Genomic DNA, 25,423 nt, shown 5'->3' on the forward strand with positions numbered 1-25,423 from the left:
CAAATAAAATAAAAAACCCTCTTATTATATTATAAAGAAGGCCTTGTTATAGAACGTTGTTGATTTTTGACTCATTTTATCAGCAATATTGTTTAACAAAACCTAAAAAAGTCAAGGTGGCTTATATGATCCACCTTGACTTTTTTTCTAGGCTTGTACTTTTGTCGGTAAAACAGAAACAATTTTTTCAACTACAGCTGGCTGCACATCTTTTTCAAGTAAAATATGGACAGAACCTTTATCTTCACTCGTTCGAATTAAACGACCAATTCCTTGTCTTAATCGTAATAACATGTACGGCATATCTACTTTTTCAAACGGCTCATCTACCGCTTTTCGTTGCGCTGTGAAAACGGGGTCATGAGGCGGGAACGGCAAAGAGAAAATGACGACATTTTCAAGCGATGATCCCGGTACATCCAACCCTTCCCATAAATGATAGGAAAGCAGAACAGACTGCTCTTCTTCTTGAAATTTTTTCACAAGTTCACTGATTTCTGCATCTCCCTCAAAATAAAGCGGATAGCTGCTTTCCGAACAATGTTCACGGAACCATTGCAATTCTTCCTTCGATTGAAAGAGAACAAGTGTCTTTCCTTCATTTTCTTCAATCATTTTCAACGTATACTGCAGCTTATCTTGCCCTCGATTTTCTTCAAAAGCAGGCATATAAATACTCATTACCTCATCGTAATCAAATGGAGATTCGACAGAAAAACTTAAATAATCTTGAATCCCAAGACTATCAGCAATATACTCAAATGATTGATTATCCGATAACGTAGCAGATGAGAAAATATATGGAAGCTGTTTATTAAATACTTGCTCGGCTAAAATATCTTTTACAAGACGCGGCATAATAACGAGCGTTTTCGTTTCAGCATTTTCTTCAAACCACGTAATTGCTTGTTCGTTTCTAGCAAACAGCGATAACGAATACCCGAGTTGTTCTAAATATTCTTCAACAACATTCAAATCATACTCATTAATCGTATACATTTCTGCTTCAAATACTAAACTTTCTTCCAGCTTTTCAATTTGCCGCTGAAATGTAAGAGCAAAACTTGTTAATTGTGTCGATGAAGGAATTTCATAGCGATTTGAACCGCTAACATGAACCGCCTTTTCTTTTAAAAGGTAAAAGAATTCTTCATTAAGATCAATTAAGTCCTCAATCATAAATAAAGTTTCTTCACGTACTTGATTCGCAGATAAAAGCTCTAGCACTGTTTCTAGTGTTTGCTCACCAATTTTATAGGTAAGTGCTTTTTGAGCAGATAATTCTAGTAAGTGACCTTCATCAAAAACTACACAGCTATGCTCCGGCAACAATGGCAATTGACCTTCTCGTTTACGCTTCTCCTTTGTCCATACATGTTCCATGAAGAAATCATGAGAACAAATAATAAGATCTGCTGCTTTTCGATAATAGTCACGTGATAATGTTTGTCCACAACGATGACGCTTATCGCAAGTAAAGCAGTTTTGCAGCGCATCCCAACCAACTTGCCCCCAGTCTTCATCATCTAAATATGGATATTGCTTTCGATCTCCATAAGGAGTATAGGAAGTCATAGATCCGTGATCATGTACAAAGCTAGGTAATTCATCATACAATCGATCAATCCCTTCTGAATCGATATGATTAATTGCATGATCCAGTTTCTTTAAGCACACATATTGATCATGATATTTCGCTAAGCGTACATCCATCGTAATACCAAGAGCATCCTTAATCTTTTGAATGTCTCCTTCTTTTTTGACAAGCTGTTCAATCAGCGTTTCATCTGCACAAGATATAATCGCCGGTTTATTCGTATAACGCGCATAACAGAGCGCATAAAGTAAGTACACAAGGGTTTTCCCTGTTCCAACCCCCGCTTCAGCAAAGCTTATCTTCTTTTCCTTAAATGCTTTTTCTAATTGAAAAGCCATAAAAACTTGCTCATCACGTAGCTCAAAGCCTTTATCGGGAAGAATATCGTAAAAAACATCACCGATCCATTCGGAAAGTTTATCATAAAAAGAATCTTCTTTAGTAACTGGAAAAGGTAGTGTTTTAAGCATTTTTGTCTCCCCTTTGTTTAACATCTTCTCTATTTTTTATAAAGGAACAGTCAATTATTCCTATGTAGTATATATTCTAAGACAAATTTATATTATCCTTTATTTTTTTAAAATGGTCAAGATTTTTACATAGTTGGACGCTAAACAGTATGATGGATTAGCAGCTTTACATAAAAAAACAGACTCCCTAAATGGAGAGCCTGTCTGTGTTTTTAGAATTAAGCTTTATTAACGTTAGAAGCTTGAGGTCCGCGTTGACCTTGTTCTACTTCAAAAGTCACGTCTTGTCCTTCTTCTAATGTTTTGAATCCTTCGCCTTGGATTGCTGAGAAGTGTACGAATACATCGTCTCCACCTTCACGTTCGATGAATCCAAAACCTTTTTCTGCGTTAAACCATTTTACTTTACCTTGTTCCATTTTTGTTGCCTCCTAGTGCGCTTACGACACATTGTATTACTATCCTTGCTCATGAAATATTAAGGGCTTTCCTTAAACCTAGAACAAAAATAATTCTTCTTTAGAATAGCAGAAAAGGGAATGATAAGCAAGGTTGGAACGAATTATCAAACGCCCACAACCATATTTTTTACAGAAATTGACCTATCAGCCTTTACGCGGCGGACGTTTCCCCCAGTACTGATAATAATCTGTGCGAATAAATCCGTTAAAGGAGACCACCGTATATATTGATATATCAATGTTTTTCAGTGTTTTTGACCATATTATTTTTTCTAATTTCACCTTATAATAATCTGTAAAAAATAACAAGTATTATGTTCTAATTTATAACTGAATATCTATATTTTATTATCACAGGTTAAAATCAACAATCCACTCTTACTTAAATCCTGATTAAGTACAGTCCACGTTTTCTCAATTACACTAAAATCCTTACCACTTGCAAATAAACTTCTATTTATTTCATTATCCTGTACAATAACCTCAATCTGATTATTGGGTAATATAATAGGTTGATTAAAATTAACTGAAAATGATTTATTGTCGACTATTGCAGCAATATAAAAATCTTCCCCTTCTATATATTCATATATAGGTTCTCCAGTGTATGGATTCTCACCAATTTGAATTTCTGTAGGCTCGCCTTTCATCTTAATAGTAGCATTTAGATGTCTAATAAGAGTTTTATACTTACTGCCACGTTTTGTAATGGATTCAGTAATAGAAATATACTTCTCACCTTCTAATGTAACTATATCGCCCCTAGAAACTTTCTGTAGGCTATGTATATATCTTTCTTCATATTCACTAATTGCAGGATTAGTTACGATTACATTCATTTTAGTGTCATTTACGATTACGCTTTTTCCTGCCGAGTCAAATATATATTGTAAATCATCTATGTTATGCGTAAACAATGTTTACCCTCCTTTCACACTGTCCCAGAATAGGACACTAATTAATCAGCAAATAATATGAAGAAACTAGATTCATTTTGTAATTGCTCATCCGTTTTTAAATTTCTTATTTTACGTTCTAATTGATCTATACGTGATTGAATACTGTCACTAAAATCTGATACCGACATATCGTCTACTTTAACAACTTTCATTCTAGTTACATCATTTGCGATTGATTCAAGTACAGATAAAGCCGATTGATAAATACGTTTCTTGCTAGTGGCACTAGAAGGGTTATATTCATCAAATGGCTGCAAGTTATTTTCTTGTAGATAGATGGATAGTTCGTCTTGTTCCAGTTTGATTCCTTTTGTCTCTAATTCGAGTCTTTGTAGGTTGTTCATAATATCATTCCTTTCTTAAAACACAAAAAAGAAGTGTCAATTTGCTGACACTTCTTGATATTAATAATTATTAAATTGTAAATCTAATTCTGATAAAGCTTCATCAACTCTTCTTTTAAATTCAACCGTATTTTCTTCTTTTCCTTGGTATTTACTACTTTGATACGATTCATAACCAAATATTAGTTTTTCCATTGAAGAGAGTAATTCTTGTTCATCTCTATAATCGTCCATATTAAAAAGATATTTTTCTTTAAATTCAATTGCTTTATCATATTCAGAATCACTTCTAGATTCACCATTTTGAATTTCATCTTTGATGGATAAATATACTTCTTCTGCATCTGCTCTCAATGTGTTTGTATCTTCTTTAGATTGGCATCCAATTAACATTATTAAAATTAAAATAAACAATATGAATTGTTTAGGCACGAAAATCACCTCATGGAAGATTCTACTTTCATTGTACTCTAATCCTGTATAGTAACTAAAATTCCATCTTCAAAATAAAGATATCTATATCCAGCATAAACCCACTGCTCACTTGTACCGTTTGCAGTAATCGTACGGTTTACATCCTGCGGTCTACCCCAACCTTCTGTTAATACTTCTTCTTTAGTCATTCCAATAGATACAGATTGAGGATTCCTCGTAGTTTCATTAATTTGATCTTGTTCTCTTTGCTTTTGTTCCTCTTCAACGATTGGGGCATACTGTGATTTTTTTTCAGTTGCCCATGCTTCTAATTCATTAACTTCATCTTCTATATCTTTAGGAATGTACTTAGCTTTTTCAAGCTCTACCAAAATGTACTCAGCGTATTTAACTGTATCATAAGCTACAAATTCTGGATCCGAATCCTCACTGTAATTAAATTCGAGAAAATCCTCTTTCTTCTTAAATGCTTTAGCAAGAAAGAAATAACTTTTCAATGAATTTTTACTCTCTAATTCAAAAAGTTCATCAATTATAGTGTCGTATTCTTTATTTAATAATAATTTTATGTATTTTTTATCTTGTTCATTAGGTTCTCTTTCAATAAGTTTTTCATCTTTAATTTCATTCAATTCTTGGACAGTTTCTTCTTTACTATGAGGAGTAGGTTTACTTGATGTATTTGAATCACATCCACTTAAAACTAAAATAGCCACAAATAATATAAATGCCCTTTTCATCCTATATCCTCCTATATACATAATAGTTAAATTGTACCATAATTAGGATTGTTTATAGGATTATAGTTTTTATATTTTTTATCTTAAAAATATAAAAAGACACTCCAAGATGAATAAGAGTGCTATATTTTAACTTATTTACTTTGCTTGTTAAATATTTTTCAGAATTAATCCTTTTAAAATTTAATATTATTTATATTTGTTTTGTTCCAATAGTCTAGCCGCTTCTTTTCGAGTATAAATTTCTTTTACAGTTCCTTCATTTGTTTCATTTACTTCATCTTTACCAACCTTTTTATTAATCTTATGCAATAATTCAATGACTTCTGATAAGCCAATGATTAACATTCCTGAAATAAAACCTACAATCCACCACATAAATGTAGTTGACCATACCTGTACATATCTCTCAGTGAAACTACCTACATCTACTCTACCTAATATAAAACCTAAAATGACACCTAAAATAATTTCAACAATACCTATTATCCTTAATATCTTAGCAACTGAATTTTCCAACTTCCTACCCCCTATCACAATGGTTACATTTTACCATATTACCAATATAAGGGATATATTCATTTTTTCTCGGGTGTGTAAAATGGTATGTTGCGGTCATCAATTTCCAATTTAGGGGTATCTCACATTCGATAATCATCTAATAAAAACAAAATTTTATGCAAAAATATGTATGTTATATTCGTTCTATTCGTCATATAATCATAATTATATGCTGAGTTAAAATTTCACACACCACCAATAAACCTTTATATATCAACATTTTATAGACGTTATCAAATTATGTCCGATAAGACGATATACATTATTTTATACATTGCCTATAAATCAACGTTTTGGGCTATATAATAGGCTTTATATGATGATGAATATTGCATAAATAATTAAGGTCAATTTGAGTGAGTATTTATCCCTCTAAACTGGAAATTTAACGTATAACCGATTAATTGACTGTGATATAAATTTTTAAAAATGAATTTGTAGTCACTCTCTGTGACAACTTTATTATTTATAGTCCCCCTGCCGTCATAACAAGTGCGTGCGAGGTGATATATACTTTACTACACTAAACCATTGATATACCAACATTTTCACTAAACCGCTAGTCCTTCATCCTTCTTATTATCATAGCTTAATGAATCATCATTTATATTATCCACTTGTACTATCCCCTTCCCTTCACTCTTAATCCGATTCAACTCATATTGTACATCCGTTGTAAATGGACTATCTTCTAAAATTCCTTCCAAACTAATAGCACCCATTTCACGTAACGTTTTCATATTGTCGATAATCTCTTTATCATTTGAAGGAGTCGCATAAGTAAATACCAAGTCCAGTGAATCAAATTCATCATCCGTAAATGATATATTTCTATATCCCTCTAACAATCGTCTGATTTTATTGAATTTCTGCTCCAAGCCTTCACGCATGAATTGTTCATTCCTTCCTGCCTTAATCGTACTCAACTGGAATAATAGCTTAATACTAACTTCTGACAGGTTACTTATATCTGTCTTATTCATTGATACGGCTGGTGTACTTGATACATCTAATAAACTTTGTAGCAATGTCTTATAAATAGTTTCAAATGATTTATAATCTAATTGACTGTTTACAAACTTTGCATCTGCTCCATCATCTAAATTGATACCTTTACCAACTACAGAACTATCAATATTTTGCCCCTTCAATGTTTGCCCCGACACAATAAATAGTGGATCAATAAACTTGTACGTTGCGTCCATATATTTTGATAATAGGTCTTCAAGTCCATCAAGAATACTAATCCAATCATCTAGTTCCGATTTACCTTGTGTCTCATCCATTTCATTATCATTATGATATATAATAGGTAATCCACTAAGAGAAGCGTATCGCTCCCTTAATTTCATTTGCCCACCTGCATCTGAATATTTCTCTACGGTCTTATCTGTAAACACTGTGTAATAGCTAATACCATCAACTATATAAGCTTCCACAACCGCAATGAGGTTCTGTTCATGGTCATACAATGGATAGAACTCACTAGGATCAAGTATCTTACTTTTAATCACACCATTATCAATATATAAGTATTCCGCACACATTCCGTATTTCAAAACCTTGTCAAGTAACTTTATATTGGTGCGGTCAAATTTAGCCTTCTTATTTACTTTTGAAAATTCTTCAATAACCTTCTTATCACCTGTCAATGTAACTGGATATTGTAGCAAATAAGCCTTTTGAAAATTCAATAAAGTCTTAGCATATTGCAATACAATCTTTCTTGGATGAAACTCCTTACCGTTATATTTATAGCTCTGACGTTTTAAGATAGCATGGCTGCCATTCAAATATTCCTTTTTAGATACTACATCTTGTACACGTTGCTGATTATGTATTTCATTAACAAATTCAACAAACCAATATGGATCGTTATACTTTTCTTTTATGTACTGTTCTAATGTACTCAATCTGATTCCTCCTTTAACTGTGAGATACTCTCACTGTTTTTAAGCTCAGACACAATGTCTGACTATGTGACATCTAGTCACTTGGTTACACATACCACTTACCAATTTTCCTTGCTTGTATTGATAATGCTGTAGAAATTACTAAGTCATCATGATTCTTATCACCTTTTTTATTCCCCATTGAACCATTAGCATTTTCAACAAATAATTGGAATTGCTGTAATGTCTCCCTACATTCAACTAACATTAATCCCTTCTCGAAATTCTCCTTTAGGTCACTAATAAGTACGCTCTTTGAACTGGCTGTTGTCGTAAAGCCAAGTTGCATTTTTTTCTTACCTGTACGCTGATCGAATAATTTTTGCTTATATAAATTGAGATAAGAATAATCTTTCCTTAAACGCTCTAACACCGGAAGCCCATAACTATTCCTTTCAATGGCAAAGAAACAATAGTTGTACCACTTGCCAATACAATCAATAATCTCTGCAAACTCATATACTGGCACTCTATTATTATAAAAACTCAATACTTGTTGCCCTTCTTCATTGAATATAGAAATAGTTGAATAATCATTCCCTCCACCGCTTGCACTATCACAACCTCCATAGTATTTAACCCCACGTTTTGGAAGGTAAAATATCTCTAATCCTTTGTTGATAAACTTATGTAATAATTCAGGTACATCATTGATAATTTCATTTTTCTTGTATGGCTGCATCGCACTATTTAACCTGTCTAATACTGTAGTTTGGTCAAATACACTGCTTCCAGTTGAAATAAAGGATTCTAAAATATTGCTCGGATACTCCTGTTGAAACTCCTGTAAGGTCATATCAAGTAACTTGTACCTTCTCCACATCAAGAAACGTAAATTACACCCTTTTTCATACAGTAACTTTTCATCAGGTTCTAAATCCTTCACAGATAATCTAGTCCCCTTATTATTTTCTTTGTACCAAGATTCTGCTTCGTCATGTTCAAATTTGAATTGTTTTTTGTAAAGGTCATGATAAAAGGGAATGAACATTGTTTTATACTTAGAGTTACCCTTCATACTTGCCATTGTTAATCTATAGAAGTTGTTTGAAGTCCCATTTGAGGTTGTCTCAATGGTCAATCTGCTATGTTCTCCACGCATTAACGATTGTTCGGCTGATAGTAATTGCATTTCTTGACGATCATAAAAAGCATATTCCGATAGGTGCAACCAACTGTAACTGCTTCCTCGACCTATACTTTTGTTACTTCCGACAAGGCAACTTACTTTACTCCCATTTGAAAAAATTAACTCATCTCGGTTGTCACGTTTTACAGTTGGGAATACATCAGGATATTTATCTCTAGGCAACCAATCATTCATTGACTTCAACTTTTCAAATAATGCCTTAGATGAATCTGATTTATAGGAAACAATAAGAATATTTTCATTTTCATTAGTAACGGCTCTCCAAAGTGCTTTTGCGACTGTATAAGTTGAAATTCCGCCTTTGACGTGCTTTAGAAACATTCACAAAACGATTTTTTTCCATCAAGTCCTCTAATTCTAATTGTGCTGAATTAAGTTCAAACTTTACCTTCTCATTGTTATTGTCAACAATATAAATCATGTTCTTCGCAAAAAGAGGAAATGAATTGAGTACCTTATTTAATTTTGCTGATTTTGTTCTAATAGGCATGTAACCACCTCCAAACTCCATAATTAAAAAAAGAGAGATACACAAAGTATCCCTCTCACATCAAATGAAACTTATAGTTATTCAATTAATCAAAGTTAATTCGCTTAAAATCGCTCTCAGCGACATCAATCCAATACTAAGTCATCATCTTCCTCTTGTTCATCCTCTACAGTATCGAAAGTTTTGGCTGCAAGTTTAGCGTTTTTCTGTATGTCAGATTGCAGAGTTAAAAATAAACGAATACTCTTTTCTTCACCTTTTTTAGCAGAATCAGTCACAACTTTATAAATTTCCTCAAAGTCACTTGCAATCCTACTTTCCATCAGCAACATGACTAATGATTTATATTGGCTTGTACGTTCCCATTTAATGAAACTATCGAGTGTTTTCATTTGGACTTCTTTAAGAAATTGTTCCTTTGATTTCTTCCCATTATCACGTTTAAATCTAATATCATGTTTCCATGTGAAATAGGCTTTCTTTTTTGCAGGTAAGTGATCCAACGCATCATAAATATTCATAGTCTATCACCTGCCTTATCCAGTACATCTATCATTTCTTGGCAAAGTTTAATTTGTTGCTCATTCAATCTAATAAATTCTTGTACATTCTCTTGCATTTCCGATACATTATCCTGTAATTTGTCAATTGTTTGAATTGAATTGTCACAAATCACACGAATATCCTGACATACTTCTTTAATTTTCTTTGGTTTACTTTTAAATAATTTCATAATAGATTCCCTCCTGATTAAATTTTTGAATAGAAAAAGGAGGCTCATATTGAACCCCCCTTTGGTAAAAACGAATAAGTTATATTTTCGCACTATACTTAATATAAATTTGTAAATATAATTACTAAACCGAATAAGTTACATTCTTGCACTATATTTAATATACTATGTAGTGTAAATTTATTACTTATTCAATTTAAACTTTAATAATTCACATATAATATAATTTGACAGGTTGTTCACCATATATTATATGTAATGCAAATTTGTAACTTATTCAAAATGGTAATAATTCCAGTGGGAAACTTTCTTCTTTTTCCTCTTTTTGTTCCTCTAATAATTTATAGTATTCCTTCGATTCCAAAACTTTCATTTTTTCATATTCAACTGGTTGATCTGTGAACGATTCAAATTTATTTGTTATGTATGAGTTTGCTTTTCGTTTATAATCTTCCATCGCTAAACAGAAATATTCTTGATTATGTATTCCTTCTACCATCTTATATTGTCTTAAATTAGATAATGAATCTGCCATTGTACGATATGGTAAACCTGTCTTTTCTGATAGTGTTTTCATTGGGATGTCATAAGCTCCCCTGAATATTTGATTATTCATTTTCAAGAAAGCATATAAATAGAATCCTGTGCAACCTATTTTATCGTTATCCATACAATACATGAATACTTCAAATGGAATACCATGTGTATTATCTAGCTCAAAGAATGTTCCCCACTGCTCTACATTTCCTTCTTCATCATATGTTCTCTCAAATCCCTTTACAGGAAACTTGATTGTATATTTTCTACTGATATTCCCCTTTATTTCCTCTTGAAAATAATCATCCATTTCACTAAGCAAAGTGAAAGTTAATCCTTCATCTTCCGATAACTCCCAAACAACAGGAAAATCTTTTACCGTTTCAGTATAACCCATCGTATCAAGTAATCCGTTTTTCTTGAGTATGTAATCTATACCTTTAGTATCTGCGTTATAGCCTAATATCTCCTTTATTTTCTTGTTATCAATTTGAAGTTCCCCATACTTAGCATGGCGATACATCCAAGTAATGAGATAATAATAAGAATAGGCTACTGGAATATGTACACCCTTTTTCATATTGTTCTGTAAATCTTCAAAAATTTCATTGGGCATAAATACGTTTGATTCATTTTCATTAAATCTCAATAGGTCTGTGATTTCTTGATATTTCATTTGATTTCCTCCTAGATTCATAAAATATTAGAATATTGATTATTTAGATAATTCTTTGTATTCATCAATGGCAATTTGTAAATCAGAATTTTTATAGAACATGCTGAACGTTTTATCTGTAGTCGGATTTTTCGCAACGGTGAGATAATCAATCCCCTTCACATCATGCAAAAATGTGAATAGTTTTGGATTGTAACAGAAAAAGAAATTTGATTTGTTCATAGTTATTTCCTCCTATATTTAATCATACAATATCCCCTTTTACAGAACAAGCGTTCTTATAATTGGATTACAAAAAGAACCGTGAAATTAATCACGATTCCTCTTTTGGATTGTATGTAAATGAAGCATTTTTCTTACTCGTATAAGCTAGTGATATGATATTTTCGGGTAAACGGTTTTCAGTAACATCAATATATCCACGTTTACACCGTTTGATTAATTTGAATTGATCGTCAGGTAGACCAATTTTCCATTCTAAATGGGGCCGTATCGCCTCGAAATTAATATTAGATTCAAGATACCCTTCTTCATTAATATGAATTTTGCTATTGAGTCCATAATGTTCTTGTAGATTATAAAAATAAGGCTTGTTTCGTTGATCTAAAATGTCGACCAATTCACCAAAGCCTAAATCTTCTAACCAATCTGTATGTATTTTTTTGAAATGCGGTTTGTCTGAAAAATGCCCAATGAAGCTAGAGTCCACTGCTAGAATAATTTCTTTACCAATTTGTGTTTTCGGGAGTGGAATATCATAGTACGACATGAGGAGCATTAATGTACTAAAAGGATATTTCTTATAGTAATTTTTATCTGTGTTAATCCCTTTGTATACGTTTAAATTAAAACAATATGGATTATGCGGACTATTATAATATTGTTGGCTAAGGTGATTGTCAAAGCAGCGAACCTTCTTTGTAAAAGCCATATCAACCCCTATGATTGGATTTCCTGTCTTCTCAATACGATAGAAACTTTCAAAGTTGTAAAAATAGTTTACCTGCCATAATCCATTAGTCATTTCTTGTAGTAAGTTACAGGATAGTGCACTATCACTGTCATCCCCAAACATTAAATCATGTTCTAGCATTGTATCATTTGTCCATTTCGGAGCGTTATCTTTGTAAAATTGTTTCATCATAATAAGAGTGAAAGATGTACATATGTTCACTCCTTTTCAAGTAGTAACGATACTATTTATATAAGTACCTCCTTGAACCCATAATAGGACACAAGGAGGACTTGCTATGTATTTATCTTCACTGGTTCACCATCCTTTTTTTAGATTATTTTTCAATTATGTATTTTTTATAAAGCTCTATTTTTTCTTGCGATAGGTCACGATTAGCTTTTTCAAAGTGGCTTATCATTGATTGCGTCACTTGTAAATATTCTGCAATTTCCTTTTGCGTGATATGTTTACGTCTACGTTTTAATAACCACATCTCCCGATCATTCATTGTGATTTTCTCCTTTTAAATTAAAAGAAGGCTCGGAATAATGTTCCGAACCCTCTCATCAATTATGTATTTGATTATGCTGTTACTGTTACAACTGCAACTGCTTTTGGAGAACCAACTTTAAGAGTTGCTTCGGCTACAATTTGTGCCTTATTTGAATCTCCGGTTTTCGCTAATGCTTCCACTCTTGGCTCACGTAAATAAGCAAGATCAACATATGAATCATTGAAAAATACAATCTTGTCAGCAGGAATATGTGGACTTAATACGAAATGCACACGACCATAATTAGTATTGATTGAATCTACCAATAAACCAAAATCAGTAGTCACATGAGAATATCCGTATTTATCTTTGTAAATATTATCAATATCCTCTTTAATATCTGCGTTTACAAAAGCATATACAGTACCAGTTGTAAGGTTATTTGACCATAATTTACGCATGGCTGCTTTAATGTCTACTTCTGCAATAGTACCTGTTACCGGAACTGCATTTGAAGCATCTGCTTGTGCAAGTAACCCTGCCATTTGACGTTTGAATGGTGCTGTTGACCCGTCATTCTTAGTTCCAAGTAAAAACTTTTTCTCCATATTTACCTTTAACTCTAATAGACGATCTGCAATCTCCGAGTTAAGTTGAGTTGATTTCATGGCTTCGGCTGTACCTGTAATACTTACCCCAACTTTAAAGATTTCTAAAATGTTGCTTAATTCTGCTTTAGCACTCTCAAAGAAAGTAATATCATCAGAACCTTCAACGGCTGAAATATCTCCTAGTGTGTTTAAAGTTTTTTCTTTCCATGTATAAACAGTAGATAATGCACGTTCAATTTGCCCCTTGCTCATTAATAAAGATGTAAAAGGACTTGCTTCCACTCCAATTAATGCGATTTCCTTGCTAAGTGAAATTTGTTCTGTTGCTGTAAAGTTAGTTGATTTAAACATATCATCATTCTCCTTCTAGCGTTGGTTGGTCGCTACCCAAAATTTTAGTAAATATAAAAAGCACCCTAACAATAGTTAAAGTGCTTACTTAAATAAGTTTGTTAATTTTGTAGATAACATTCCCTGTACGTCTTTTTTCTTCTCAAAGTTAGAATAAGCATCCTCTTGACGATGTTCTGATGGTATATAACCTGCTTCTTGTTTCACTTGTGCTTTAATACCATCAATTAGACCTTTTAACTTTTCAACTGTTTCATCTAATTTAGAATCATCTTCAATGTGAATGAACTCTGTGAAGTCTTTAAGTCCTTCACGTTCAAATGCAAAACTAATCTTGTCTTTGCGTAACGCTTCCTTTTGTTCTGCAATTCGCTTTTGTAACTCTTTAATATCATCTGACAGAGTGATATCTTGTGTCACAGTTGCATCTTGCACCTCTGTTTCTACTTGTTCAGATTGTTGTTCAATTTGATTTTCTTCCATATGAATCTCTCCTTTTTGATTAAATGAATTTAACGTTGACCTGCCCCCTAGAAATAATAGGTTTGTCGTTATATGTGCCAGCAAACTCGAAAATAAATTCGTTCAATTCACTGGCAGGAACATAGTCATAAAAATAGACACCTACATTTAATTTGTTGGTGTCATCTAAAGTGAATTGCTCAATTTTTGTTTGATCTGTTTTATAAATTGTTAACGTTGGATTAACTGGGTTAACTGGTGTTCCTGTAAAGGATTTGAAGTTAACTTTTAATCTAACACTATCTCCTTTTAACATCTAAATCACCTCCGAGTCAGAAGGGTTCTCAATACGAGATACATCACTCATATTCTCCTCATATGAAGCCATAGAGGCATTCTCAGCGAATGATACGAACGCATAAGCACCTTTGGTATTCACAGGGATATAAACGCTCACATCACCCTCTAAACGGCTTACAGTAGATGATAAATCCTTAACTACTTTAGATGTCCTATAGGCAGATGAATAAATTGGTGACATATAAGATACAACATCTTGTTTTGAACTTCTAACGCTTCTGTGACTCTGTGTGGCGTTTGAATCAATTTGTGATAGATAACCCTCAACATCCCTAAACGTCTTAGCAGAACGCTTAGAATCGCTTAGAATGGCATTTACATAGGAAGTTAATTCTTTAACTGTTCTCGCTTTCCTACTTACAATAGATTCAATAGGATTCATATGTGATGTAACATCAATTGTTATTGTTACTGGTGGGGCTGTAGGAACTCCAAATGCCAATAATGTAGGATAATCACCTTGAATTGACCAAATGTTAGTAAAATCCCAACCACTATAAGTTGATTGAGTTTTCATTTCACTTGTGGTTTTACCTGTTACACCATTAACTGCAACATTAGGTGGACTTCCTGCACCTGTAGTACCTGATTGACTACTTGATTCTTTATCAAAGAAACAGTTGGTAAATACTATATTTCCACTATCACGAATAAAACCAGCGAATCCACTTTTACCATCCCATAATGAATTTCCAACATAAGTTACTTTTCCATTAGAATATGAGTTTGTTAACTTGGTATTACTGTCAACCGAACCAACAAATCCCCCACCATAATAAGTAGTGTATAAGGTAATAGGAATGTTTGAATAAGAGTTCTCTATGGTACAAGTATCAATCTTACCAAGTAACCCACCTGATTCATCTTGTGCAGTAATATTCCCACCTGAAACATAGCAATTCTTCACTGTTAAGTTATAAGCATACCCAACTAATGCCCCAATAAAGCGACATTGTGAACCATTAATAGTTACATTCTCTAAGCCAACATTTTGAATAGTTCCATAAAATGCTTGACCAAATAAACCAAGATAGATACCAGTAGATTTATTTATGGTAAGGTTTTTAATTTTAAAGCCCTTACCATCCAAATTACCTTCAAATCCACTTATCCAAGTTGAATTATCATAGTAAGCAATAGGAGTCCAATTACCCCAACTAGACATATCAATGTCATTAGTTAGTTCATAATAAACATTTCTTCCCCTATTGTTTCTCATGGAATCTAAATCTTGTGGTGTGCTTATTTTAAATGGATCAGTTATTGTTCCAGTACCTTGCATACGGAATCAACTCCTTACGCAATCACAGGAATTTGAATAGAATGATTTACTGTAATTTCATCATCTGCTCCAACTAATGTGAATGGTTCATATGTTTCTGTACTAAATGGAGTACCACCAGTACCCACCTTATAGATGACCGATTTTACAAATGTTTTAGGTTCAACAATATCCGCATCCGAACCCTTTAGAACAATAGTGAGTTTCACCTCGTTACCCTCAATTACACTTGTTACTCGTGAATCGCTAGGTGATAATCTTACAATTGGTGTTCCTGATTCATCTTGTAGTTCTATGTATTTCCAGTTTGTTTGAATGTAATTTCTTAAATCCTGATATGCAACCGTACTTATTTCAGCCATTTACTATTCCCCTTTCATACTTGTAATTTGTTGCTCTAATCTTTCTAATGAATTAACGATACGTCCCATTTGTTCGTTTTGGCGGTCAACTTGATTCAACAAGGTTTCCTCACGTGCTTTAGCTTCTCGCCTAGTATCGAATAGAAGCCATACGAATAATAAAGCAAATAACCCTTGACCCGCAAAAGTTTCCAACGGAATAGATGATATGTCCATATTGTCATCACCTCGCTTTTTAAAATACAAATTAATCATTTATTAGACTCAGTAATAAATATGACTATCAGAAAAAAATAATAAGGTATCCCAATTAATGAGATACCCTACCGAAAAGGATGTGGTGAACCACTAGAGATAAATACCCTCTCATATATATTAGAGACCACTTATCCAGAATATGTATTTTATGGTGTAAATTTATGTATAAATATTAATTATATAACTTGTTTTATATTTATGTCAATTAATTTTCTTCTGTTTTCCTCATTTTTCGATGCACATTTTTTACAAACGGACTTCAATCCATCTTTTTTTCTACTATCAACACCAAAATTATGTTTACTTGCTAATTTTCCAATATTGCATTGAGTACACCCTTTAGCATCAACACCATTTTCTAAATCTTGATATGCATTAGCTAAAGTCTTAGAGATTCTTCCACTTACCATTTTCTTAATATCTGTTTTTGTTTTATGCAAATCATATTTTTCATTTATGTATGTAGCAATTAGTTCATAAGGATTAGCATTTTCATATGCTTTATTGAATACGTTATAGCTTTCATGATTTTCTGTAATCAGATAGACTATATCTCTTTCCAATTCCGTTAAATCTGCAATATGTAATAATTCTATTAATTCAGCAGCAATAATATTAAACGGACTCTCGATGTCATTTTCATGTTTAACCTTCAGCAATTGATACAACGGAAAATATTCCCCAACCTTATTCCCCTTTTGGATAGTTAATAAGCCATTTACATGATCTTGGATACTCAAATTGACCATACCAAGAATAAAATCACCGGATGTATCCTCTACATGTTGATGTCCCTTTAATTGACTCTTAATGTGTCGTTTAACTGGTTTACGAAACTCATCCAAAATCACGCTCAATTCATACCCAATATTGTTGTACATTTTTTGTAAACGATAATATCTTTCTTTTGGTTTAATCGGATTATTCTCTTCCCCAAAAACCTCTAACCATTTATTTTTCAAATCACCCTTTTGTTCTTTTGTTAAATCAGCAGAGAACCCATATTTCAATCCAATATCATTCCAAGCCGTATATCTTTCTAACAATGTTGGATATTTCTCTAAATTTTGTACTATCGCTTTATTACGAATCCCCCTCTTGTAAACTTCACTAAAATTAAAAATTTCATTACTTCGATTCGTATTACTTTCCAGTCGATCAACATGGAGTTCCCAACCTTGTAATACAGTTTTAGATACTCCATTTTCCAAATAGTCATCAGCAACACTTGTGTCTAATCCAATAATCCACTTATTTTCCCCTGCACTTGCTATTCTATTAATATCGTATTTTGACATAATCTCATAATCATCAAGAATAGCATTTGCATGTTGCCACTCATTCCATTTAGCAAGCTCATAATCAGAGATATTGGATAAACCAATTGCTAAGTATGTTTCTTCATATCTTTGATGAGTTTTCTTTTTCCTCCCGTTTTGTCCTCTAAAATATTCACTACTTATGTACTCATAAATATCTTTACATCCTTCATACTCTAATAAATTATCTACTATTTTGATTCTTTCCTCTACAGATAATCCCTTGTCTAGTTTTCCTTGAATTTCTTTTAGCTCATTACGGTAATTTGTTGTCATTTACATTCTCCTTTTCGATTTTTCATTTGACATTATCACTCACCACCTATATAATAGGTTTTGTAGACACGATAAAATGCTACAACTATGTAAAATTTACATATCATCTATTAATTATAGATGTTTTCCTTAAATTTAGCAAATATATAATGCTAGATATTTTTGTGTTTCCTTCTCTTAATTTTCAGATAAAAGGGTTCTTTTAATTGTAGTAGTTATAAGCTTCAAACATCCAAGATCAAAACCTTTACCGCTACTCGCTCCGAGACTTCGCCCTCCATCAACCCCTAAGCAATGAATCCTTATATGGTGAATATTATGTCATGTAGTTAATTTCCTTTAACCTCCGCTATCTTAACAGCAATTCTTACAACTATTTTAGATGATTACGCTTGACAAAGGTTTTGATGGGGTTTAACTTTTGGTTGATTCTATGGACAACGGCTTTGGGCATAGTTGTTGCCTACGATTCAAGATTAAAAAAATAATCAAGAATCATAGACAAGCGACTGCTCCTTTTGTATATCATCTTATGGTATCCGTATTCGTAACACCCTATTTGTCGAGGATTATCCATCCCAACATTCTACTCTTTCAGATAGCCCTGAGAGTTTCATTAGCCCGTATTGTTACGCTATGGCTTGTCCAATACTTAATTCCTATCTCACTATGGAGAACTCAGAAAGGTACAACTAATTACTCGTGAATGCCTTGCGAGTATATCTACTCCTATCCTTCCACTCCGAACCGTTAAATTGGTCGTTCACACCATTCATGTACAAGCAGAAATAGGGAACTGCTTTTTTGTACACTATCTCCATTTTTAAGCGTTGGCTGGATCAATACCTGACGATGGATATTTATAGTCGATTTATCGGCAACCTCGACTGAAACACCCTAAAAAAGTCCGCAAGAAACTAGACCTCTTGACCATAATTTTTTTTCAAATTATAATAAAGGGGAATAAGGTGTTTCTTATTCAGTTGTGAATTGTGAATGTAAAATGTATCGGGGTTGAGTGTCGGCAAACACTTAGCCCTCTTTTTGTGCTTAAATATCTAAATTATTTAATGGATTGTATTTTTCATTCTGTTCCTGTAACGCAGTTCCCCACAGATTCACGTAACGTTGTGTCTGCTGAATATTTTCATGGCGCAATATGCGCTGTAAAGTCATTACATCAATTCCATTTTGAATGGCTTTACTGGAAAAATAATGCCTAAAATCGTGACAAGATAGTCTAACTCCCTCAAAATTCAATTCTTTTTGTAACTTCTTAAATATTGAACTAATTGCTTCATCAGTTATTTTCTTATTCTGCTTATTACAAAAAACATAATCACCCAGTTTTCCAAAAAATTGCTCACAGTAAATTCGATATTCTAATAGTTCTCTTTTTAACTTTGTAGACATCGGAATAGAGGCAAGTTGACGTTTTTTGCCGAATACTTTTATTGAATAGGATTCAAAATTAATATCGCTCCATTTGATATTGACTAATTCTCCCCTTCTAACACCTGTTGAAATGAGGAAAATAATAATTGTCCTATTCCTAAGTGCAATAAAACGATTATTGTAAATGGCTTGTCTATCAAGATGTTTAAGTATCATTTTTACTTGTTCATCTGACAGAACTTCAATATTAATTTCTTCTTTTATCTGTTTAATTCGTTTCATTGGATTACTTTTCTCATTTATCATTTCTTCTTCAATGAGAAAATTAAAAAATGCTTTAAGTGATCGAATTTTATTATTAATAGTGCCTTCATTATTCTTTCTTTCATTCTTTACATATTGAAGGTATTTCTTCACTAATGCAGTTGTAACATCAAGAATCATTACAACTGATTCTCCTACACAAAACTCATGGAACTCATTCAAATTTGTTTTATACATTTTAACGGAATAATGAGATAAATTTTTGAACTCCCTGTCCGTAATGAACTCCTGAATACCATGTTTAATTAACACAAAAAAGACCACACACCTTTCCAAAATTTCTTTTGAAAAAGTAATATGGTCTAGTTAAAACTATCTTGTTTTCCACTTCACTGAATATTAAAATTGCTTACAAACGTTGATCTATCACCCTTTACGCGGTGGACGTTTCCCCCAGTACTGATAATAATCTGTGCGAATAAATCCGTTAAAGAGCTTACGCTTCTTCGTAGCCGGTTTACCATACAAACGCTCAAAGTCTGGATGAGATGTGATGATATAGATCGACCATGTATCGAGCTTAGCAAAGGCCTGCCCCATTTCTTGATACATTTTTTCGACCGCTTTCTTCTCTCCAATCCGCTCTCCATACGGAGGATTGCCGACAATCACACCATATTCCTTCTTCGTTGAAATATCACGCACTTGCATTTGTTTAAAATCAATAAGATCACCAAGTCCCGCTTCGACACTATTCGCCTTCGCAATCTCAACCATTCGGTGATCAATATCAGAACCGGAAATATCTAACGGCTGATCATACTTTGCTAAATCTTCAGCCTCTGTACGTGCTTCATCCCAAATTTTCGCATCAAACCAGCCCCAGCTTTCTGATACAAACTCGCGATTAAAGCCTGGCGCAATATTTTGCCCAATTAAAGCCGCTTCAATTGGAATCGTTCCTGAACCGCAGAACGGATCGATAAATGGTTTATCTGCATGCCAATTTGTTAACATAATTAAAGCCGCAGCCATCGTTTCTTTTAGCGGAGCTTCACCTTGTCCGCTGCGATATCCTCGCTTATGTAAACCCGCTCCGGATGTATCAATCGTTAACGTAACAATATCTTTTAAAATCGCTACCTCAATTTTAAAAAGCGGACCGCTCTCCGTAAACCACGATACTTGTTTATATTTATGCTTTAATCGGTCAACGATAGCCTTTTTAACAATCGCTTGACAGTCCGGCACACTGTATAAAGTAGACTTAACGGACTTTCCACTAACAGGAAACTCCGCATCCACCGATAAATAATCTTCCCAATTTAATGCTTTCGTTTTTTCAAATAATTCATCAAATGTAGTTGCCTTGAATTCGCCCACTTTAATCTTAATCCGATCGGCGCTTCTTAGCCAAAGGTTAGAGCGCGCAATCGCGGCCGCATCTCCCTTATATATAACTTTCCCATTGTCTACTGTACATTCGTAGCCGAGATTACGCACTTCCTTGGCTACAACAGACTCTAATCCCATTGCTGATGTGGCAATGATGTCAAATGATTTCATTTTGTATAGCACCTACTTTCCGCTTAACATGTCCGGATTCCACATTTCTAAAAATTGCACTAGCTCTGAAAAAGGGATCGGTTTAGATAAATAAAACCCTTGAATAATATCACAATTCTCCTGCTCAAGAAAGTCTAATTGTTTTTTATCTTCGACTCCTTCAGCAATAATATCTAGCTGTAGTGTTTTAGCCATCGTAATAATCGCTTTGATAATCGCCGCGTCTCCTTTAACCGACATTAAATTTTGAATAAAGCTTTGATCAATTTTTAATGTATCAATTGGAAAGCGATGAAGATAGCTAAGAGATGAATAGCCTGTACCAAAATCATCAATCGATAATTTCAGACCCATTCGCTTAAGCTTCACTAACTTATCAATGGAATCCTTTGCATTAGGCATAATCATACTTTCTGTTAATTCTAAATCCACATTATATGGATTAATGTTTGTATTTTGAATAATTTCACTTACCCTTTTCAAAAAATCACTTTGACTAAAGTGCACGCCTGAAATATTAATCCCGACTTTAAGATTAGTATACCCTGAAACATGTAATCGTTTAACCTCTTCACAAGCTTGATTAATAACCCATTCACTAATTGGAATAATCAATCCTGTTTCTTCAGCTATTGGAATAAACTCCCCTGGAGAAATATAGCCCAATTCTGAATGATGCCAACGTAAAAGCGCTTCCACTCCAGTGAAATGTCCGGTCTTCAAAGAAGCTTGCGGCTGATAATATAGCATTAGTTCATCATTCTCTATCGCTTTTCGCAATCCATTTTCAAGAATGATGCGCCTTGACTTATTAAAGGGCTGCAGTTCTTCATAAAATAATTCAAAGCTGCTTCCGCCATTCGCTTTTGCTTTATGCACCGCTTTTTCTGCATTTTTAATCAATACCTCTACGCCATCACCATCATGTGGATATAAGGAAATACCAATGCTCGTCGTCGCATACACTTCTTGATTATCAAGCAAAAAAGGTTGCTCCAAAGCCTGTATAATATCCTCTGAAATTTGAACGGCTTCCCTCGCATGCTTAATATTCGGCAAAACGATGACAAATTCATCGCCACCAAAACGTGCAATTAAATCTTTACTTTTTAACATCCCTTTAATACGAGAGGCAACTTTTTTTAATAATAAATCTCCATAATTATGTCCTAATGTTTCGTTAATCACTTTAAATCGATCTAAATCAAGAAATAAAACAGCAAGCAATTGATTATATTTATTAGCTGTTTCAATCAGCCGCAGCAACTCTTGAGATAATATATAACGATTCGTCGTACCTGTTAATGCATCATAATTGGATAGCTTTTGAATTTGTTTTTCTTTTTGCTTGCGATCTGTAATATCGGAAAATACAGCTACATAATTCGTTACACAGCCATACTCATTAGAAACAGAACTAATCGTGAGCCATTCGGGGAAAATCTCACCATTCTTTCTCTTATTCCAAATCTCGCCTTTCCAATATCCTTTTTCATGAACATCCTTCCACAACGCTTGATAAAAATCAGCTTGATGGTAACCCGATTGCAAAATATTCGGGTTTTTTCCAAGTACTTCCTCTTCTAAATACCCTGTTACGATTTCAAATGCTGGATTAACAGATAGAATTTTCCCTTTGTGGTCGGTGTATAACACGCCTTCTTCAATGTTTTCATATATTTTTCTAGCAACTAATAGTTCTTGCTCTGCTCTACTTTGAAAAGAACTATTCTCAAAAGTAACTAAAAAAAGCTGTGTCGATTGACCAATTTCTGTTTTACTAATTTTAATCTTACTCGTATAATGTTCTCCATTCTTTCGAACCATATCGAATGAATTAATATGATAAACTTCCTTCTCTAATGCCTTGCGAATCGATAAATAGTCTTCTCTATTCGATAACAAGGACGAAAAAAATACCGTATGTAATTCAAACCCTGAATACCCTGTAATAATCTCTGCTGAACTATTAGAGTCAAGAATTTTTCCATCTTGTGAAAAAACAAGTGCGCCTTCTTCCATTTGCTGCAGCGCAGATTGTACTAAAGAATAAATATCTGGAATAGTGATTTTCGATTGTATGTCTGTCACTTCCTTCAAACCCCCGATTAAATTTACACTTCTCCTTATAATAAGCGATTTTACTTATTTCGTGTAGAGATTTAAGTAGATTTACCTACTCATTTGTGAAAGTTTAACAAACAGACAAAAACTCTCCTTATTGAAAGGAGAGTTATAGGTTGCCATTCATGTATGAAGACGTTTTATAAGCCATGTTTTGTTCCTCAGTACTGCAAACGACTTATCATCTCGTACTTTGGTGGTAATCATCTATCTACAGAAACAATTGCTTCTGTCCTTCTTCTCGTTCATTTCCGAGAAAGAAAGCGCCCCTACCATAATTTGGGTTTCTCGCTCGTGGGGTTTACCGCGTTCCACCCTTTCTATTTCTAGAAAGGCTACGTCACTGTGGCACTTTTATAGGTATTCATGCCATATCCAAAATGGACTTAGGCATTTTCCCGGCCGTCAACAGTTCAACTGTTGCCCAAGCTTATTTTTTCGCCAGGCACGAACACTACGGGCATCGCAGCCCGTGCGAGCATGGACTTTCCTCTATAGCAAAAAATGCTACAGCAATTACCCAAACGTCAACACAAATAAGTATATCCAACTTCATAATAAAAAACAATAGAAATTAATACCAGACTAAAAAAATCAGTTCCTAATCAAACAATTTACTGCCAAAAACGTGTTTCTCTAGGTTGGATAGACGTTTCAAGATATCAAAGTTTGTTGTCCCTGGAGACGTGCTTTGTACAGGCTGTGCCGGGCGTTGGGGTGTAACAGTCTCCGATTGTTTCTTCAACTTGAGATTTTCCTGCTTCAAGTCTTCAATTTCTTGATGAAAGGCCTCATAATCTTTTATAATTAAATCTAAAAACTGATCTACATCTTCTGGTTTATAACCGCGCATAGCTGTTTTAAAATCTTTCTCTAAAATATCTTTAGCCGTTAATTTGATCTTATCAGATAGCATAAGATTTCACCTCAATACTTTCGCTAATCATCGAATTTGATTATATTTTTTCAAATCTCTACGGATTTGTCAACGAAACTGATCATTTTTACGTCAGGTTCTGTAAATAATATTGTTGATTTTTGGCTCATTTAAGCCAAAATCGCATAAATCAACAACATTCGCTAACGGAACCTTACGTGAAACAATGTACGCTAACGATTAATCTGTCCACTCGCTTTCTTCAGCGGCCTGCTGAAGGTCATCCAAACTAATAACCAAAATCGGATATTCCTCCTGTTCATGACGCTTTAGCGCGGCGAAATAAGCAAACTTCGGTGATCCTTCTTTTTCTACATCATAAACAATCAGCATAGCGTCACTTTTTTGAATCATATACTCATTTTTAATACGTAATTGCTGTGGCCCTTCGTAAGGCTTTTTAAAAATAGCGTCCACAAAATCAGCTCGTGCTAGTATCGATTCATAGTATGCTTGATTTAACTCATTCCACGATTCTTCTTGCTTTAAAAAAGGCAATAAAACACCAAGCTTAATATCCGAGTATTCTTCTTGCAACTCAAAAACAACCTCAGCTGCCCACAATTCCGTTCCCAACTGTCCAGAAATAATCACCCATTCCAGCCCTTCTTCTACTAAAGGCTGCAGGCGATTTCTTATCGCTTTTTTAATATATTTTACCGCTTCATGGTCGTTCTTAAAAATACCGAATTCAAATGCTTTATAACCTGTTACATACAAAACTTTCATTAAACGTTATGCATTCCTTTCTTATGTATGAATACAAGGGCAGCTTTGGCCCTTGTATGGATTAAAATCCGAATCCGAATGGTCTCGGTGGACAAGGTGGTGGACACGGAGGCGGCGGACAACATACCATTTGTTGATTAAAGCACTGATTCACAACCGATTGTGTCTGAGGAAAATAATGTTGATGCGTAAACACATGTTTATTGACAGTCGTTGTATGTGTTGGATGAACATGTGGAACAACCGTATTCATTACATTTGTTTTCACTACTTGTTGAGTTGGTGAAACTTGTGCCGGAGCAACTTGTGTTGGTGCAACTTGTGTTGGCATAGGGCCAAATTGTGCTGGCGAGACTTGAGTCGGCATAGGACCCATTTGTGCTGGCGAGACGTTAGGTGGCATAGGGCCAAATTGTGCCGGCGAGACGTTCGTTGGTGGACAATAAGGTGCTCCTCCCATCGCAGCACCTGCAACGTTTGTAGGCATCTTTCCAGGATATGGTTTATAACCGCCCGAGTTACGATTAAACATATAAAAGCGTCCCCTTTCGTCTTAGTTTTGCCTTACACTTAC

Annotated in this window: 29 protein-coding genes and 1 other RNA gene; all 30 read right to left on the reverse strand. The window is 33.9% G+C overall.

Annotated features, from left to right (window positions below):
- Positions 1-147: 147 nt before the first annotated feature.
- Positions 148-2,067 (reverse strand): ATP-dependent DNA helicase, encoded by a 1,920-nt coding sequence (locus ACE199_RS04570; RefSeq protein ID WP_375348778.1) that lies wholly within the window; start codon positions 2,065-2,067, stop codon positions 148-150.
- A 218-nt stretch (positions 2,068-2,285) separates the two neighbouring features.
- Positions 2,286-2,486, reverse strand: a complete 201-nt coding sequence (locus ACE199_RS04575) for a cold-shock protein (protein ID WP_375348779.1) — start codon at positions 2,484-2,486, stop codon at positions 2,286-2,288.
- 380 nt (positions 2,487-2,866) lie between these two features.
- Positions 2,867-3,445, reverse strand: coding sequence for a hypothetical protein (locus tag ACE199_RS04580; RefSeq protein WP_375348780.1), 579 nt, complete (start codon positions 3,443-3,445; stop codon positions 2,867-2,869).
- A gap of 41 nt (positions 3,446-3,486) precedes the next feature.
- Positions 3,487-3,831 carry a hypothetical protein gene (locus ACE199_RS04585; protein WP_375348781.1) on the reverse strand — a complete coding sequence of 115 codons (345 nt, stop codon included), beginning with the start codon at positions 3,829-3,831 and terminating at the stop codon, positions 3,487-3,489.
- 60 nt (positions 3,832-3,891) lie between these two features.
- Positions 3,892-4,263 (reverse strand): hypothetical protein, encoded by a 372-nt coding sequence (locus ACE199_RS04590; protein ID WP_375348782.1) that lies wholly within the window; start codon positions 4,261-4,263, stop codon positions 3,892-3,894.
- Positions 4,264-4,301: 38 nt separating this feature from the next.
- Positions 4,302-5,006 (reverse strand): hypothetical protein, encoded by a 705-nt coding sequence (locus tag ACE199_RS04595; protein ID WP_375348783.1) that lies wholly within the window; start codon positions 5,004-5,006, stop codon positions 4,302-4,304.
- 189 nt (positions 5,007-5,195) lie between these two features.
- A complete protein-coding gene (locus tag ACE199_RS04600; RefSeq protein ID WP_375348784.1) occupies positions 5,196-5,525 on the reverse strand; it encodes a hypothetical protein in 330 nt (109 codons plus the stop codon).
- A 593-nt stretch (positions 5,526-6,118) separates the two neighbouring features.
- The gene (locus ACE199_RS04605) at positions 6,119-7,480 is read right to left on the reverse strand and encodes a phage portal protein (protein ID WP_375348785.1); all 1,362 of its coding nucleotides are present in this window, start codon (positions 7,478-7,480) and stop codon (positions 6,119-6,121) included.
- 85 nt (positions 7,481-7,565) lie between these two features.
- Positions 7,566-8,843: a terminase large subunit gene (locus ACE199_RS04610; protein WP_375348786.1), complete on the reverse strand. Its 1,278-nt coding sequence runs from the start codon at positions 8,841-8,843 to the stop codon at positions 7,566-7,568.
- A 73-nt stretch (positions 8,844-8,916) separates the two neighbouring features.
- A complete protein-coding gene (locus ACE199_RS04615) occupies positions 8,917-9,159 on the reverse strand; it encodes a hypothetical protein (RefSeq protein ID WP_375348787.1) in 243 nt (80 codons plus the stop codon).
- Between the two features lie 125 nt (positions 9,160-9,284).
- A complete protein-coding gene (locus ACE199_RS04620) occupies positions 9,285-9,680 on the reverse strand; it encodes a hypothetical protein (RefSeq protein ID WP_375348788.1) in 396 nt (131 codons plus the stop codon).
- On the reverse strand, positions 9,677-9,892 hold the full coding sequence (locus tag ACE199_RS04625) for a hypothetical protein (protein WP_375348789.1): 216 nt from the start codon (positions 9,890-9,892) through the stop codon (positions 9,677-9,679). Before ACE199_RS04625 ends, ACE199_RS04620 begins: the two co-directional genes overlap by 4 nt.
- Before the next feature lie 277 nt (positions 9,893-10,169).
- Positions 10,170-11,105, reverse strand: a complete 936-nt coding sequence (locus tag ACE199_RS04630) for a hypothetical protein (protein WP_375348790.1) — start codon at positions 11,103-11,105, stop codon at positions 10,170-10,172.
- 39 nt (positions 11,106-11,144) lie between these two features.
- Entirely contained in the window at positions 11,145-11,327 is a 183-nt protein-coding gene (locus tag ACE199_RS04635) for a hypothetical protein (protein WP_375348791.1), read from the reverse strand.
- A 91-nt stretch (positions 11,328-11,418) separates the two neighbouring features.
- A complete protein-coding gene (locus tag ACE199_RS04640; RefSeq protein WP_375348792.1) occupies positions 11,419-12,198 on the reverse strand; it encodes a hypothetical protein in 780 nt (259 codons plus the stop codon).
- A gap of 196 nt (positions 12,199-12,394) precedes the next feature.
- Positions 12,395-12,568 carry a helix-turn-helix domain-containing protein gene (locus tag ACE199_RS04645; RefSeq protein ID WP_252283179.1) on the reverse strand — a complete coding sequence of 58 codons (174 nt, stop codon included), beginning with the start codon at positions 12,566-12,568 and terminating at the stop codon, positions 12,395-12,397.
- Positions 12,569-12,642: 74 nt separating this feature from the next.
- Positions 12,643-13,515 (reverse strand): SU10 major capsid protein, encoded by an 873-nt coding sequence (locus ACE199_RS04650; protein ID WP_375348793.1) that lies wholly within the window; start codon positions 13,513-13,515, stop codon positions 12,643-12,645.
- 84 nt (positions 13,516-13,599) lie between these two features.
- Positions 13,600-13,998, reverse strand: a complete 399-nt coding sequence (locus tag ACE199_RS04655; protein WP_375348794.1) for a hypothetical protein — start codon at positions 13,996-13,998, stop codon at positions 13,600-13,602.
- Positions 13,999-14,017: 19 nt separating this feature from the next.
- Entirely contained in the window at positions 14,018-14,293 is a 276-nt protein-coding gene (locus ACE199_RS04660) for a hypothetical protein (RefSeq protein ID WP_375348795.1), read from the reverse strand.
- Positions 14,294-15,619, reverse strand: coding sequence for a GLUG motif-containing protein (locus ACE199_RS04665; protein WP_375348796.1), 1,326 nt, complete (start codon positions 15,617-15,619; stop codon positions 14,294-14,296). It abuts the gene before it with no gap.
- 14 nt (positions 15,620-15,633) lie between these two features.
- Positions 15,634-15,981 (reverse strand): hypothetical protein, encoded by a 348-nt coding sequence (locus tag ACE199_RS04670; protein WP_375348797.1) that lies wholly within the window; start codon positions 15,979-15,981, stop codon positions 15,634-15,636.
- A 3-nt stretch (positions 15,982-15,984) separates the two neighbouring features.
- A complete protein-coding gene (locus tag ACE199_RS04675) occupies positions 15,985-16,197 on the reverse strand; it encodes a BhlA/UviB family holin-like peptide (protein ID WP_252283173.1) in 213 nt (70 codons plus the stop codon).
- Between the two features lie 218 nt (positions 16,198-16,415).
- The gene (locus tag ACE199_RS04680; protein ID WP_375348798.1) at positions 16,416-17,834 is read right to left on the reverse strand and encodes a hypothetical protein; all 1,419 of its coding nucleotides are present in this window, start codon (positions 17,832-17,834) and stop codon (positions 16,416-16,418) included.
- A 1,050-nt stretch (positions 17,835-18,884) separates the two neighbouring features.
- Positions 18,885-19,817, reverse strand: a complete 933-nt coding sequence (locus ACE199_RS04685; RefSeq protein WP_375348799.1) for a tyrosine-type recombinase/integrase — start codon at positions 19,815-19,817, stop codon at positions 18,885-18,887.
- A 102-nt stretch (positions 19,818-19,919) separates the two neighbouring features.
- Positions 19,920-21,059 (reverse strand): THUMP domain-containing class I SAM-dependent RNA methyltransferase, encoded by a 1,140-nt coding sequence (locus ACE199_RS04690; protein WP_375348800.1) that lies wholly within the window; start codon positions 21,057-21,059, stop codon positions 19,920-19,922.
- A 12-nt stretch (positions 21,060-21,071) separates the two neighbouring features.
- Positions 21,072-23,150 (reverse strand): sensor domain-containing protein, encoded by a 2,079-nt coding sequence (locus tag ACE199_RS04695; protein ID WP_375348801.1) that lies wholly within the window; start codon positions 23,148-23,150, stop codon positions 21,072-21,074.
- A gap of 171 nt (positions 23,151-23,321) precedes the next feature.
- Positions 23,322-23,711, reverse strand: an RNA gene (gene rnpB, locus ACE199_RS04700) — RNase P RNA component class B.
- Positions 23,712-23,784: 73 nt separating this feature from the next.
- Positions 23,785-24,099 carry a cell division regulator GpsB gene (gene gpsB / locus ACE199_RS04705; protein WP_375348802.1) on the reverse strand — a complete coding sequence of 105 codons (315 nt, stop codon included), beginning with the start codon at positions 24,097-24,099 and terminating at the stop codon, positions 23,785-23,787.
- Between the two features lie 201 nt (positions 24,100-24,300).
- On the reverse strand, positions 24,301-24,849 hold the full coding sequence (locus tag ACE199_RS04710) for an SLOG family protein (protein WP_375348803.1): 549 nt from the start codon (positions 24,847-24,849) through the stop codon (positions 24,301-24,303).
- Between the two features lie 61 nt (positions 24,850-24,910).
- A complete protein-coding gene (locus ACE199_RS04715; RefSeq protein WP_375348804.1) occupies positions 24,911-25,381 on the reverse strand; it encodes a CotD family spore coat protein in 471 nt (156 codons plus the stop codon).
- Positions 25,382-25,423: the final 42 nt, after the last annotated feature.

It is taken from the genome of Peribacillus sp. Hz7 (assembly GCF_042136355.1).
In the GTDB taxonomy this organism is placed as follows: Bacteria; Bacillota; Bacilli; order Bacillales; family DSM-1321; genus Peribacillus; species Peribacillus asahii_A.